The following is a 13,475-nucleotide window of genomic DNA, read 5'->3' on the forward strand; positions in this document are numbered from 1 at the left end:
CCGATGGCTACTGACAACACGCTCAACCAGACGCTGGGCGAACTGGACCCCGAGGTGGCGGCCGCGGTCGACGCGGAGCTGGCCCGCCAGCGCGACACCCTGGAGATGATCGCCTCGGAGAACTTCGCCCCCCAGGCGGTGATCGAGGCGCAGGGCACCGTCCTGACCAACAAGTACGCGGAGGGCTACCCGGGCCGCCGCTACTACGGCGGGTGCGAGCACGTCGACGTCGTCGAGCAGCTCGCCATCGACCGCGCCAAGGCGCTGTTCGGCGCCGAGCACGCGAACGTGCAGCCGCACTCGGGCGCGCAGGCCAACACGGCCGTGTACTTCGCGCTGCTCAAGCCGGGTGACACCATCCTGGGTCTGGACCTGGCCCACGGCGGCCACCTGACCCACGGCATGAAGATCAACTACTCCGGCAAGATCCTCAACGCGGTGGCCTACCACGTGCGCGACGAGGACGGCACCGTCGACTACGACGAGGTCGAGGCGCTCGCCGAGGAGCACCGGCCCAAGATGATCGTCGCCGGGTGGTCGGCCTACCCGCGCCAGCTGGACTTCGCCCGCTTCCGCAAGATCGCCGACTCCGTCGGCGCGCTCCTGATGGTGGACATGGCGCACTTCGCCGGTCTGGTCGCGGCGGGGCTGCACCCCAACCCGGTGCCGCACGCCGACGTGGTCACCACGACCACGCACAAGACCCTGGGCGGCCCGCGCGGCGGCATGATCCTGGCCAAGGCCGAGCTGGGCAAGAAGATCAACTCCGCGGTGTTCCCCGGCATGCAGGGCGGGCCGCTGGAGCACGTGATCGCGGCCAAGGCGGTGGCCCTCAAGGTCGCCGCGGGCGAGGAGTTCGCCGACCGGCAGCGCCGCACGGTCTCGGGCGCCAGGCTGCTCGCCGAGCGGCTGACGCGACCGGACGCCGCCGAGGTCGGCGTGAAGGTGCTCTCGGGGGGCACGGACGTGCACCTGGTCCTGGTGGACCTGGTGAACTCCGAGCTCAACGGCCAGGAGGCCGAGGACCGCCTGCACTCGATCGGGATCACGGTCAACCGCAACGCGGTGCCCAACGACCCGCGTCCGCCGATGGTCACCTCCGGCCTGCGGATCGGTACCCCGGCACTGGCCACCCGCGGTCTGGGCGACGAGGACTTCGCCGAGGTCGCGGACGTCATCGCCGAGGCGCTCAAGCCGGAGTTCGACGAGGCCGCGCTGCGCGGCCGGGTCCAGGCGCTGACCGCCAGGTACCCGCTCTACCCGAACCTGTAGAGCCCCGCCGTGCGGGGCCGGGCGGCCCCGCACGGCACCCTCATGCCCCGGGCCCTGTACTCGACGAGGAGGACAGCCATGGCCATCAGCGTGTTCGACCTGTTCAAGATCGGGATCGGACCGTCCAGCTCGCACACGGTCGGGCCGATGAAGGCCGCGCGCACGTTCGTGGCCGGACTGCGCGAGGAGGGCCTGCTCGACGGCGTGGCCCACGTGCGCGCGGAGCTGTACGGTTCCCTGGCGCTCACCGGCAAGGGGCACGGCAGTGACCGGGCGGTGGTCCTGGGACTGATGGGGCACACCCCCGAGCACGTGGACGTGGACGCGGTACCCGAGCTGGTGGAGCGGGTGCGCGAGGAGCGGACCCTGTACCTGGGCGGGCCCGAGGGGCCGCCGGTGGCCTTCGACCCGGCCGTGGACGTGGACTTCCGCCGCAGGGAGAGCCTGCCCGACCACCCCAACGGGATGCGGTTCGTGGCGCTGGACTCCTCCGGCGCCGAGCTGGCGGCGAAGGTGTACTACTCGGTGGGCGGCGGGTTCGTCGTGGACGAGCGCGCGGCGGGCGCGGACCGGATCAAGGCCGACGACACCGAGGTGCCCCACCCCTTCGACAGCGCCGAGGAACTGCTGGGGATCTGCGCCGACACCGGGATGTCGATCAGCGCGGTGATGCTCGCCAACGAGCGGGCGTTCGGGCGCTCCCCCGCGCAGGTGCGCGCCGAACTGCTCGTGCTGTGGGAGGCGATGCGCCAGTGCGTGCGCCGCGGAGTGACCACAGAGGGCAGCCTGCCCGGCGGGCTGAAGGTGCCCCGGCGGGCGCACCGCCTGTACCGGCAGCTGGGCGGCAACTGCGACGAGTCGGGCCTGCTGGCGCCGACGGAGGTGGACTCCGACCCCATGCGCGGCAGCGACTGGATCACGCTCTACGCGCTGGCCGTGAACGAGGAGAACGCCGCGGGCGGCCGCGTGGTGACCGCTCCGACCAACGGGGCGGCGGGCATCGTGCCCGCCGTGCTGCACTACTACCTGCACTTCAGCCCGGGCGCGGGCGACGAGGGCGTGGTGCGCTTCCTGCTGACCGCGGGGGCCGTGGGCATCCTGTTCAAACAGAACGCGTCGATCTCGGGCGCCGAGGTGGGCTGCCAGGGTGAGGTGGGCTCAGCCTCCTCGATGGCCGCCGCCGGGCTGGCCGAGGTGCTGGGCGGCACCCCCGCCCAGGTGGAGAACGCCGCCGAGATCGCCATGGAGCACAACCTGGGGCTGACCTGCGACCCCATCGGCGGCCTGGTGCAGGTGCCGTGCATCGAGCGCAACGCGCTGGCCTCGGTCAAGGCGATCAGCGCCGCGCGCATCGCGCTGCGCGGCGACGGCAGCCACTTCGTGTCGCTGGACAAGGTCATCCGGACCATGCGCGACACCGGCCGCGACATGATGGACAAGTACAAGGAGACCTCGCGCGGCGGCCTGGCCGTCAACGTCATCGAGTGCTGAGGGCCCGCCCCACAAGAGCGCACGTGCGGGTGTCGGGCGGACCACCGGATCGGTCAGGGCCCCACCGGTGAGGGCTCTCCTGCCCTCGTGTCGTCCAGGAACCACCACGAGGTCCGGGGCCAGATGGGGGTTCCGGCCGGAGGAGCGACGCACCGGGCTCCGGCGTCACGGCCGGAGGGAGCGAAGGCACGCGTCGCGGTCCAGGTCACCGGACACGAGCACGCTGAGGCGGTAGGTGGTGGGGTACGCCCCGCGCCCGCACAGGACGTCGATGCGCAGGTCCTCCTCGGAGCAGAGGGCCGAGCCCTTTCTCCTCCGCCGGTGGTAGGCAAGCCACTCCGCCTCGTCGGTGGTCTCGAAGAGCACCTCCCAGCGGCCCCGCGCCTGCCGTGACTTCCTGTCCCTGGCCCGGCGTGCCTCGCGTTCGCGTCTGCGTCTCTGCCCCGGCATGGGCCCATCCTAGGACCGCTCCCGGCCGTGCCCGGGGTGGCGACGGCGGCCGGGGGGAGCGGTCCGTCCGCGCCCCCGGCGAAGGCGCGACGGGGACCGCTCCCGTTCGGGCGCGGCCCCCGCATGTGTCAGGCGTCGGTCCCGGTGGGCGCGGGCGCCTCGGCCGCGGCCACCCGCGCGGGGTCGGGTGCCCTGGTGAGCAGGCTGACCGCGACGAGCGCGACCAGGGCGGCGGGCAGGGCGATGATGACCGCGTTGAGGCCGCCCGGGGTCCCGGCGACCTGCCACCCGATGGTGGTGGCGGCGCCGACCACCAGAGCGGCGACGGCGCCCGCCGTGGTCGCGCGCTTCCAGAACAGCACCGAAAGGACCACCGGGGTGATCGCGGCGCCGTAGACCGTGTAGGAGTACATCTGCAGCTCCAGCACGGTCGGGAAGAACAGGCTCAGCGCGAGGCCCGCGAGGGCGATGCCCAGGACCGAGAGGCGCTGGACCACGAGCTTGCGGCGCTCGTCCACGCTGTCCCCGGCGAAGCGGGCGTACAGGTCGTAGGCGACGTTGGAGGCGCAGGAGAGCATGTACGAGGAACCGGTCGTGATGACGAAGGCGACCGCCCCGGCCAGGATCAGGCCGCCCAGCACCGCCGGGAGGTAGCCCTCGGAGGCCAGGCTCAGGACCGCCATGTCACCGTTGATGCCGGGCATGAGGACCGCGGCGGCGGTGGCGAGGAGCACGACGGGGACGAAGACGAAGAAGCTGCCCACGAGCATGCCCGCGGTCGAGGAGCGGGCCTCGCGTTCGTCCTTGGCCGCGGCCAGGCGCTGGTACATGTTCTGGTCGGCGAGCAGCAGCAGGAAGAGCGGCAGGAAGTAGCCGAGGAGCTGGAGGGCGGTGAGCCCGCCGCTGAAGGTGGTCGCCTGCTCGGGCAGGCCGTCCCAGTAGGCGCCGGGGCCGCCGACCGCGGCGAACACCAGCGGCAGCGACACGAACAGGCCGAGCACGATGAGGATGGCCGAGACGAAGTCGGTGTAGGCGACCGAGAACAGGCCGCCGGTGACGGTCAGCAGCGTCACGACGGCCGCGACGAACAGCGTCCCCTGGGTGGCGGACAGCGGTGTGACCAGGCTGACGACGTACCCGCCGCCGACGAACTGCGAGGCGGTCAGACCCAGGAAGGCGATGGTGGTGACCACGGCGGCGACGGTGCGCACGCCGATGCCGAAGCGCACCTCCAGCAGTTCGGGGATGGTGTGCCGGGACGCGCGGCGGATCCGGCGGGCCGCCAGGAGCAGGACCAGGATGCCCAGCGGAGTTCCCGCGAAGAAGACCATGCCCGCCATGGGGCCGTAGGTGTAGGCGAAGTTGGCGCCGCCGATGATGGTCCCCGAGCCGACCCAGGTGACCAGCATGGTGGCGATCATGACGGGGCGGGGGAGGCTGCGCCCGGCGAACAGGAAGTCGTCGCCGCCGCGCAGCCTGCCCGAGCGCACGAAGTAGAGGGCGATCCCGAGCATGGCCAGGATGTACACGGCGAGGATCACGAGATGGGTCGTCTGCATGGGCCACCTTCGCGGCGAGGTTCAGAAGCAGGGGATGTGGACGCGAGGAACCGGCCTTCCGAAGGCGGTCCGACCGGGCCATGTAAGCAGCCCCATCAGGTGAATTGCAACACTTATTGCATGTAACGTGACCCTGATCACGTCACAGTGGTGTCACCGCGTCGTCCCAGGTAGTTCCCCTGGGCGTCGCTCAGAAGAGCTCCAGGTCCTCCCAGAGCCGCTCGGTGTCACGCACAGCCGTCAGCACCGCGTCCCCGCCGATCCGGGCCAGTTCGGCCAGCAGCGCGTGGACGACCGCCATCACCGGCGTGAGCGAGGGGAACATGCCCACGCCCTCGCTCGGCACCAGGAGCACGTGCGCCGCCCCCTCCACCAGCGGGGAGTCCCTGCGGTCGGTGATCACCGCCACCGGCACCGCGCGCTCCCGGGCCACCCGCGCCGCCGACCGCAGTGCGACGGGCAGCCGCCACAGGTCGCACGCCAGCAGCAGGTCGTCGGGGCCCATCCGCGCCAGCGCGCCGACCAGGCCGGTGCCCCCCAGCGCCAGCCGCTCCACGTCGTAGCCCATGATCCCCGCGGCGTGCGCGAGCTGCACACCCGGCGCCGCGAAGGTCCCCGAACCCACCACCCGTGTCCGACGCGCCCCGTGCACCGCGCCCGCCAGGGCGCGCACCCGGGCGGGGTCCAGGGTCCGCTCCAGGTCGCGCAGCCCTTCACGGTCGGCGCGGAAGGCCTCGCGCACGGGGTCGGCGTCGGCCCCGGCGTGCTCGGCCAGGACCTCTCCGGCGCTGAGCGAGGCCAGGTAGCGCGAGCGCAGCTCGACGCGCAGGGCGGGCCAGCCGGTGAACCCGAGGGCCTGCGCGGCCCGCACGACCGTGGCGACGTTGACCCCGGCCCGTTCGGCGAGCTCGGCGGTGCTCGCGTAGGAGGCGAACCTCGGCTCGTCCCGCAGCACCCTGACCACGCGCTCGGCCGCGCGTCCCAGGCGTCCACCGCCGAGCGCGTCCCCGATCCAGTCCGCCATCGTCCCTCCGTCCCGGCGCCCCGGACCGCGCCACCTCCCAAGCGATACCACCCCCTCGGGGTGGCCTCCCCCACGTGATGCAACATATATTGCAAGAACGCGAACCCCGACGGAGGTATCCATGACCCGCCAGCCAGAACCGCACATCCTCTTCACCGGCGCCGGTCTGCTCGACCCCGAGGCGGGAACGCGCATCCCCGACTCCTGGCTCCTGGTGCGGGACGGCCTCATCGCGGGCAGTGGCCAGGGGGCCCCGCCCGAGGTGGGCCCGCAGGTGCCGACCGTGGACCTGGCGGGGGCCACCCTCATGCCGGGCCTGATCGACGCCCACGTGCACCCGACCGCCTTCAGCGCCGACCTCGGCGCCGCGATGGACGAGTCGCCCTCCTACGTCGCCAGCTACGCGGGCCGTTCCCTGGGCGCCATGCTCAGGCGCGGCTTCACCACCGTCCGCGACGTCGCCGGGGGCGACTGGGGTCTGGCCAGGGCGGTCGAGGAGGGGCTCGTCGACGGCCCCCGGCTCATGTTCGGCGGCAAGGCGCTGTCGCAGACCGGCGGTCACGGCGACTTCCGCGCGCCCGGACGCCAGGGCAACGACACCCACGCCTGCTGCCCCGGGGCGGGCATCGTCTGCGACGGGCCCGTGGAGTTCCGCCGCGCGGCCCGCGAGCAGCTGCGCACCGGCGCCCACCACCTCAAGATCATGCTCTCGGGCGGCGTGGCCTCCCCCACCGACCGCATCGACTCCACCCAGTCCTCCGAGGACGAGATCCGGGCCGTGGTGGAGGAGGCCGAGGCGGCCAACCGCTACGTGACCGGCCACGCCTACACCGCCCGCGCCGTCAACCGCGGGCTCCGGCTCGGTGTGCGCTGCATCGAACACGGCAACCTCATCGACGAGAGCAGCGTCGAGCTGTTCCTGGAGCACGACGCCTACCTGGTGCCCACCCTCGTCACCTACCAGGAGCTCTCCCTCCAGGGGGCCGCCAACGGGCTGCCCGAGGCCAGCCAGGCCAAGGTGGACACCGTGCTCAGCCGGGGGCTGGACGCCCTGCGCATGGCCCACGAGGCCGGGGTGAACCTGGTCTTCGGCAGCGACCTGCTCGGCGGCATGCAGGACCGCCAGAGCCAGGAGTTCGCCATCCGCGGCCGGGTCCAGCCCGCCGCGGACGTGCTGCGCGCCGCCACCGTCAACGCCGCCCGGCTCCTGGGGTTGGAGGGGGTCGTCGGCACCCTGCGCGACGGAGCGCGGGCCGATCTCGTGGTGGTCGACGGCGACCCGCTCGCCGACATCGGGGTCCTGGCCTCGCCGGAGGCGAACGTGCGCACCGTGCTGCGCGACGGCCGGGTCCGCCACGAGCGCGACACCGTGCGCTGACGCGGCCGGTGGGCGCGGACCCGGGACCCGTGCCCACCGCCGTTCAGGAGATGGTGGCGGTCGCGTCCATGTACAGGAACTCCCAGAGGTGGCCGTCGGGGTCGGCGAAGGAGCGCGAGTACATGCCGGTGTGCTCGATGGTCCTGGCGTGGGTCGCCCCGGCCACGGCGGCGGCCTCCGCGATCCGGTCGACGTCCTCGCGGCTGTCGGCGCTCAGGCAGGTGATCACCTCCGAGCCCGCGGAGGTGTCGGCTATCCCCGAGGGTGTGAACTCCGCGAAGAAGGGTTCGGACAGGAACAGGACGCGCGATTCGTCGCTGACGACCATGCACAGCGCCTTGTCGTCGGAGAAGGTCTCGTCGTAGCCGAAACCCAGCGCGCTGAAGAACTCGCGGGTGGCGTCGACGCTCTTGACGGGCAGGTTCACGAAGGTCATTCGAGTCATGTGACGAAGCTAACAGCGGGTGCCGACAATCCGCGGCACCGGCTCAGGCCAGGCTGCGCCGCGGGTTCTTGGCCGGTGCCGTCATCGACATCCGCACGACGGCCGGCACCTGCTCCAGGTCCAGCGCCCGGCGCAGGTTCGCCAGCGCCTCCGAGCTCACCCGCCGCCACACCCCGACCACGTCCGCGTCGTCGTCCAGGGTCAGCGCCAACCGCAGGTGCGGCGCCTCGGCGGACTCGGTCAACCGTGCGCGGGCGCGGCGCACACCCGGGTAGTCGGCGACCTCCTGCTCCAGGGCCCCGCGAGCCACGTTCTCGGACATCTCCAACCGCCCCTGGTCTCCGCGTTCCAGGACCAGGCGCCCCACCGTGTCGTTGAGCCCCTGGGCCATCAGCCAGCGCAGCGCCAGGAAACCGGCGACGAAGGCCACCGCGACCACCGCGTAGGGCACCCACTGCTGGTCGAGCGCCTCCCGGACCCCGGGGCCGAGCAGGGCGCTGTCGGCCGCTCCCCCGCCGAACAGGCCGCGTCCCGCGGCCAGCGACACCAGCCCGGCGACGAGCAGCACCGCGCCCACGACCGCCAGTCCCCACCGGTTCCCCCGCGCCGACCTGCGCGACCTGTCACCAGCCATGGTCAACCCTCCGCGTACCGCACGTGGGTGGCGATCCGCATGCTGCGCAGCGGCGCCAGCTCCTCCAACCGCCGCTCCACGGCCGCGGTCACCTCGGCGGGCAGCCCCGCCGACCTGCGCATCCCGGTGCGCGCGTGCACCCGGATCCTGTTGCCGCGCACCGTCACGTGCACGCCGTCGACGCCGCTGACACCCTCGGCCGCGGCGGCCACCGCCCGGCGCAGCGCGGGCCGGGTCAGCCCCACCACCAGGGCGGGGTCGTCTGTGCGCAGCGCCGTCCAGCGCCCCCGGCCGGGGGTCAGGGCGGCCACGATCAGGGCCAGTCCGATCAGCGCCAGGACCGCCGAGGCGATCTGCACCGACGGCATCGACCAGGTCGCGGTCGCCGCGTACCCGCTGGCCGCGCCGACCGGGATCAGCCCCAGCGGGCTCCCCGCCAGGGCCGAGATCACCTCTGCGGCGGCCACGATGGCCACGAGGAGGATCACGAGGCCCGTGATCACCGCGGGCCAGGACCGCCGCGGACGGAACGTGTGGACGGCCACCCGCCTGGCCCGGCGGTCGACGCCCTGGTCGGGGCGTCCGAGCACCTCTTCCACGGTGGTCATGTCAGCGCACCAACTCCGCGATCTCGATGTCGATGTGGTGGACCCGCTTCCCGGTGATCCGCTCGATCCGCTGCCCCACGTGCCCGCGCACCCGTGCGGCGACCTCGCGCACGGAGTGCGGGTAGTGGACGCCGATCCGCAGCCTGAGCAGCACGACCTCGCCGCTCACCCGGGCCCGCGCCGTGCGCGACCGGGCGGGGAGGGCTCCGGGGACCTCGCGGACCGCCCGCGCGGCCGCCTTCTCGACCACACCGGGTTCGATGACGGTGCGGCCGCCCGGGTCGCGGTCGCCCCCGCCCCCGGTCCGCTCCCGGGCGGCCTCGTCGCCCGGGCGTTCCCTCTGTCGGGGAACCGTACTGGTCCGCACTCCGGCCACGTCCGCTCCCTCACATCTCAGGCGGAGCGCCGCGAGAACATCGCGGTGAGGTCGATCTCGCCCTCCATCGCCCGACCGGCGACGAACCCCGCGAGCCCCAGGATCAGGACCAGCGCGAAGGCCGTGAACCCGCCGAACGCGGCGGCCAGACCCAGTACCGTCCCGTAGGACAGTCCGACGATGGGCCACATGGCTTCCCCCCTCTTGTCCAGCACCCGATGCTGCCTGCTCAACCGCCCGTCCGCGCGCCGTCCCTCAGCCCCGCGACCACGTCCTCCACGGACACGTGGACGGTACGGCCCCCGGCGATCGGGGTCAGGTCGCGGCGCAGCTCGGCGGCGATCTCCGGCAGGGGCCGCCCGAACCGGACCACGACGCCGACCTCGACGCTGTCGGCGCGTACCGCCACCCCGAGGACCCGTCCTCCGGGAACGGGCGTGGTCAGCGTTCCGAAGCTCCCCGAGGACAGCTCCACCACGTCCGGAAAGCGCTCGGCCTCCTCCACCAGGCGCCGGGCGACCTCGCCCGGGTCCTCGTCGGCGGCCGCCATCACTGGACCCGGGGCGCGGACTCGCCGTCGTCCTCGCCGCGGTCCTCGTCGGGCAGGTGGATGTCGTCCACCTTGATGTTGATCTCGGTGACCTCCAGCCCGGTCATGCGCTCCACCGCCGAGGTGACGTTGCGGCGCACGGCCGCGGCCAGGTCCTGGATGGCGGTGCCGTACTCGACGACCAGGTCGATGTCGACGGCGGCCTGGCGCTCGCCCACCTCGACCGAGACGCCCCGCGAGACCGAACCGCTCTCGCCGCCACTCCGGGTCACCGCGTCCCTGACGGCGCCGACGGCACGCGCGGTCCCGCCGCCCATGGCGTGTACACCGCCGATCTCACGCGCGGCCATTCCGGCGATCTTGGCGACCACACCGTCCGCGATCTGGGTGCGCCCGCCCTCCTCGTGCGAGGAGTCCCCCCGGTTCGTCCGGCCCGACTCGCGGGCTCCCGGCACCTTGGTCTCGGTCCTCATGTCCGTCACTGGGTCCCCCTACGCAGTGTGCGGGCCGCACGGGCGGTCTCGGCACCCCGGGGGTGCCCCCGGACCGCTCCCCGCGCCTTCCCGGCGGATGTGCCCTCCCAGAGGGCCGGACCGAAACCCGGGCCCGTGTCATGGCCGGAAGGATGTCGAACTGGTCACACCATATACACACACACCGTAGCCGACAAGGTACTCTGAGTAATTTTTCCTGGTCGGAACGGGCAATGCCAGCCCCATCCCCTGTCCAAAACAGCGTCGAGAACCTGACCGGGGCAGGAAAACGCACGGGGGCGCCCGCAGGCGCCCCCGTGCGGAAGCCAATCCCCGCCAACCCGCGGCGGGCGCCCGGTTCAGCCGAAGATGACCGTCTTGTCCCCGTTGAGCAGCACGCGGCGCTGCGCGTGCCAGTTGACCGCGCGCGCCAGCGCCACCGACTCCAGGTCCCGGCCGATCGCCGTGAGCTGCTCCGGGCTGTGCGTGTGGTCCACCCGGGACACCTCCTGCTCGATGATCGGTCCCTCGTCGAGGTCGGCGGTGACGTAGTGGGCGGTCGCACCGATCAGCTTCACACCGCGCGCGTGCGCCTGGTGGTAGGGCCGGGCACCCTTGAAGCTGGGCAGGAAGGAGTGGTGGATGTTGATGATCCGGCCGGACATCTTGGTGCACAGCTGCTCGGAGAGCACCTGCATGTAGCGCGCCAGGACCACCAGGTCCACGTCGTAGGAGTCGACCAGCTCCAGCAGGCGCGCCTCCTGCTCCTTCTTGCTCCCGGCCGTGACCGGCAGGTGGTGGAAGTCCACACCGTAGGAGTCGGCCAGGAACCCCAGGTCGGGGTGGTTGGAGACCACGGCGGCGATGTCCGCGTCCAGCAGGCCGCTGCGCTGGCGGTAGAGCAGGTCGTTGAGGCAGTGGCCGAACCTGGACACCATCACGATCATGCGCGGGCGCACGTCGCGGGGACTGAGGGTCCACTCCACGAACGCGTCGCCGCCCCCGCCGCCGAAGTCACCCGCGAGCGCCGCGAAGGCGCTGCGCAGGACGTCCTCCCCCGCCGCCTCCCCAGCCGCGCCGTCCCCGCCCCGCTCGGCCACGAACTGCATCCGCAGGAAGAAGCGTCCCGTGTAGTGGTCGCCGTACTGCTGACTCTCGGTGATGTTGCAACCGTGGTCGGACAGCAGGTTGGCCACAGCCGCGACGATGCCCCTACTGTCGGGGCACGAAAGGGTCAGAACGTACTCACGCTCACTCATGGAAAGAACCACTCCCGGGGTCGGACGGCTGATCAGCCGTGACACCCCAGGGTATCGCCCCCGCGGTACCGGGGGCCGGTTACCGCGAAGCCGTCCGCCGCACGGGTACCGCGTCCCCTTTTCCGCCGAGAATATGAAAGAGATTCATGTTCTGGCATGCTCAGGGCATGACAAGTCTGCGCGAAACGTACGAGGCCGCCACACGCGGACTCGAAGCCCCCTTCGCCCTCGTCGACATCGCCGCCCTGCGCGCCAACGCGGCCGACCTCACCCGCCGCGCCCACGGCAGACCCATCCGGGTCGCCAGCAAGTCCGTGCGCAGCCGCGAGCTGCTGCGCACCGTCCTCGCCCTGCCCGGTTACGCGGGCGTCATGGCCTTCACCCTGCCCGAGGCCCTCTGGCTGGCCACAGGCGAGCGCCCCCTCAGCGACGACGTCCTCGTCGCCTACCCCACCGTCGACCGCCGGGCCCTGGCCAGGCTCGTGCGCGACCCCCGCGCCGCCCGCTCGATCACCCTGATGGTGGACGACACCGCGCACCTGGACCTGATCAGCGCCGCCGTCGCCGACGCCGCAGAGTCCCGCGGCCCCGACGCCCCGCCGGTCCGGGTGTGCCTGGACGTGGACACCAGCTGGCAGCCCGTCGGGCCGCGCCTGCGCGTGGGCACCTACCGCTCCCCCGTGCGCACCCCGGCCCAGGCCGCCGCGTTCGCCCGCGCCGTCGCGGTCCGCCCCGAACTGGAGCTGGACGGGATCATGGCCTACGAGGGCCAGATCGCCGGAGTCGGCGACGCCCCGCCCGGCAGACCGCTCTACGGCGGCCTCCTGCGCGCCGTCCAGCGCCGCTCGGCCGTGGAGCTGGCCAAGCGCCGGGCCGCCATCGTGCACGCCGTCAGGGAGATCGCCGACCTGCGCTTCGTCAACGGCGGGGGCACCGGCAGCCTGCACACCACCGGGCGGGAGAGGGCCGTGACCGAGCTGGCGGCGGGCTCGGGGCTCTACCACCCGCACCTGTTCGACCACTACCGCTCCTTCGGCGGACGCCCCGCCGCCCTGTTCGCGCTCCCCGTCGTGCGCCGCCCCGGACCGGGCGTGGCCACCGCCCTCGGCGGCGGCTACCCCGCCTCGGGGCCCGTGAACGCCCACCGCGCACCGCTCCCCCACCTGCCCGCCGGGCTCTCCTACAGCGCCAACGAGGGCGCGGGCGAGGTACAGACGCCCCTGCTCGGCGCCGCGGCCGACGGCCTGTCCGTCGGCGACCGGGTGTGGATGCGCCACGCCAAGGCCGGAGAGCTGTGCGAGCGCTTCGACACCCTGCACCTGGTGGACTCCGACACCGGGGAGTACGCGGGCGCCGTGCCCACCTACCGGGGCGAGGGCCGGACCTTCCTCTAGTCAGCGCCCTCCGGGCCCGCGCATGGCCGCGGCCCGTACCGGAGGCCGACCCAGCCGCCCCGCAAACCTTGACACCCGGCCCGCCCCGTCCCGGCGGACGCCGCGCACACGAGGAGGGGCCCGCGTCCGCGGACCCCTCCGACCGTGTGCCGGCCCGGGACTACTTCCTGCTGCGGTGCACCGCCCAGGCCACCACGCCCACGGCGACGACCGCGCCGACGCCGACCGCGAGCAGCAGCGCCTCCGGGGGGAGCTGGCCGCGCGACTGGTAGGTGGTGACGACGTGGCCGTCACCCTTGACGACGATGCTGCCCTCCTCGGGCTCCACCGGGTGGCTCTCCACGCGCACCGCGCCGCCCCCGACCACCAGGGCGCGCGCCTCGTCCACGATCCGGGCGCCGCGTTCGCGGGCCCTCTCCATCTGCCTGCGGGCGATGTTGGCGGGCCGGGCCTGCACGCTCAGCTCGTCCAGGGTCTCGGCGAGCTGACGCTGTTCGCGGTTGATCTCGGCGACGACGTCCGCCGGGGTCAGGCGCGGTTCGGTGTCACGTCCCGTCATGGG

The 13,475-nt window shown here is 73.0% G+C and carries 16 protein-coding genes; 4 read left to right on the forward strand and 12 right to left on the reverse strand.

Annotated elements, in window-relative coordinates; translation table 11 throughout:
* The first annotated feature begins 3 nt into the window (after positions 1-3).
* Both glyA and FYW99_RS04965 read left to right on the forward strand, forming a co-directional pair.
* Positions 4-1,272, forward strand: coding sequence for a serine hydroxymethyltransferase (gene glyA / locus FYW99_RS04960; RefSeq protein WP_150250624.1), 1,269 nt, complete (start codon positions 4-6; stop codon positions 1,270-1,272).
* A gap of 78 nt (positions 1,273-1,350) precedes the next feature.
* Complete coding sequence (locus tag FYW99_RS04965) at positions 1,351-2,763, forward strand: L-serine ammonia-lyase (protein WP_150250626.1); 1,413 nt, start codon at positions 1,351-1,353, stop codon at positions 2,761-2,763.
* Between the two features lie 165 nt (positions 2,764-2,928).
* Here FYW99_RS04965 and FYW99_RS04970 read toward each other — a convergent pair whose 3' ends face one another.
* From FYW99_RS04970 to FYW99_RS04980, 3 genes are all read right to left on the reverse strand, one after another.
* Positions 2,929-3,213, reverse strand: a complete 285-nt coding sequence (locus tag FYW99_RS04970; RefSeq protein WP_150250628.1) for a hypothetical protein — start codon at positions 3,211-3,213, stop codon at positions 2,929-2,931.
* A 128-nt stretch (positions 3,214-3,341) separates the two neighbouring features.
* The gene (locus FYW99_RS04975; RefSeq protein WP_150250630.1) at positions 3,342-4,772 is read right to left on the reverse strand and encodes a sodium:solute symporter family protein; all 1,431 of its coding nucleotides are present in this window, start codon (positions 4,770-4,772) and stop codon (positions 3,342-3,344) included.
* Positions 4,773-4,962: 190 nt separating this feature from the next.
* The gene (locus FYW99_RS04980) at positions 4,963-5,796 is read right to left on the reverse strand and encodes a MurR/RpiR family transcriptional regulator (RefSeq protein ID WP_150250632.1); all 834 of its coding nucleotides are present in this window, start codon (positions 5,794-5,796) and stop codon (positions 4,963-4,965) included.
* Positions 5,797-5,917: 121 nt separating this feature from the next.
* Here FYW99_RS04980 and FYW99_RS04985 point away from each other — a divergent pair, with 121 nt between their 5' ends.
* On the forward strand, positions 5,918-7,174 hold the full coding sequence (locus tag FYW99_RS04985) for a metal-dependent hydrolase family protein (RefSeq protein WP_150250634.1): 1,257 nt from the start codon (positions 5,918-5,920) through the stop codon (positions 7,172-7,174).
* A gap of 43 nt (positions 7,175-7,217) precedes the next feature.
* Here the strand turns inward: FYW99_RS04985 and FYW99_RS04990 are convergent, their stop codons facing one another.
* From FYW99_RS04990 to purU, 8 genes are all read right to left on the reverse strand, one after another.
* Positions 7,218-7,619, reverse strand: a complete 402-nt coding sequence (locus FYW99_RS04990) for a VOC family protein (protein ID WP_190394553.1) — start codon at positions 7,617-7,619, stop codon at positions 7,218-7,220.
* Positions 7,620-7,662: 43 nt separating this feature from the next.
* Positions 7,663-8,253 carry an Asp23/Gls24 family envelope stress response protein gene (locus FYW99_RS04995; RefSeq protein ID WP_150250636.1) on the reverse strand — a complete coding sequence of 197 codons (591 nt, stop codon included), beginning with the start codon at positions 8,251-8,253 and terminating at the stop codon, positions 7,663-7,665.
* 2 nt (positions 8,254-8,255) lie between these two features.
* Entirely contained in the window at positions 8,256-8,861 is a 606-nt protein-coding gene (locus tag FYW99_RS05000; RefSeq protein ID WP_150250638.1) for a DUF6286 domain-containing protein, read from the reverse strand.
* A 1-nt stretch (position 8,862) separates the two neighbouring features.
* Positions 8,863-9,237: an Asp23/Gls24 family envelope stress response protein gene (locus tag FYW99_RS05005; protein WP_150250640.1), complete on the reverse strand. Its 375-nt coding sequence runs from the start codon at positions 9,235-9,237 to the stop codon at positions 8,863-8,865.
* Between the two features lie 17 nt (positions 9,238-9,254).
* Positions 9,255-9,428, reverse strand: a complete 174-nt coding sequence (locus FYW99_RS05010) for a hypothetical protein (RefSeq protein WP_013151469.1) — start codon at positions 9,426-9,428, stop codon at positions 9,255-9,257.
* 38 nt (positions 9,429-9,466) lie between these two features.
* Positions 9,467-9,787 carry a hypothetical protein gene (locus FYW99_RS05015; protein WP_150250643.1) on the reverse strand — a complete coding sequence of 107 codons (321 nt, stop codon included), beginning with the start codon at positions 9,785-9,787 and terminating at the stop codon, positions 9,467-9,469.
* A complete protein-coding gene (locus FYW99_RS05020; RefSeq protein ID WP_150250645.1) occupies positions 9,787-10,260 on the reverse strand; it encodes an Asp23/Gls24 family envelope stress response protein in 474 nt (157 codons plus the stop codon). The genes FYW99_RS05015 and FYW99_RS05020 overlap by 1 nt, the downstream gene beginning before the upstream one ends.
* Positions 10,261-10,619: 359 nt before the next feature.
* Positions 10,620-11,519: a formyltetrahydrofolate deformylase gene (gene purU / locus FYW99_RS05025; RefSeq protein ID WP_150250647.1), complete on the reverse strand. Its 900-nt coding sequence runs from the start codon at positions 11,517-11,519 to the stop codon at positions 10,620-10,622.
* A 167-nt stretch (positions 11,520-11,686) separates the two neighbouring features.
* On the opposite strand from purU, the gene FYW99_RS05030 reads away from it, so the two are divergent.
* Complete coding sequence (locus FYW99_RS05030) at positions 11,687-12,913, forward strand: amino acid deaminase/aldolase (protein ID WP_150250649.1); 1,227 nt, start codon at positions 11,687-11,689, stop codon at positions 12,911-12,913.
* A 160-nt stretch (positions 12,914-13,073) separates the two neighbouring features.
* Here FYW99_RS05030 and FYW99_RS05035 read toward each other — a convergent pair whose 3' ends face one another.
* Positions 13,074-13,472 (reverse strand): DUF3618 domain-containing protein, encoded by a 399-nt coding sequence (locus FYW99_RS05035; RefSeq protein WP_150250651.1) that lies wholly within the window; start codon positions 13,470-13,472, stop codon positions 13,074-13,076.
* Between the last annotated feature and the right edge of the window lie 3 nt (positions 13,473-13,475).

Origin of the sequence: Nocardiopsis deserti (assembly GCF_008638355.1) — a bacterium.
Classification (GTDB): Bacteria; Actinomycetota; Actinomycetes; order Streptosporangiales; family Streptosporangiaceae; genus Nocardiopsis; species Nocardiopsis alborubida.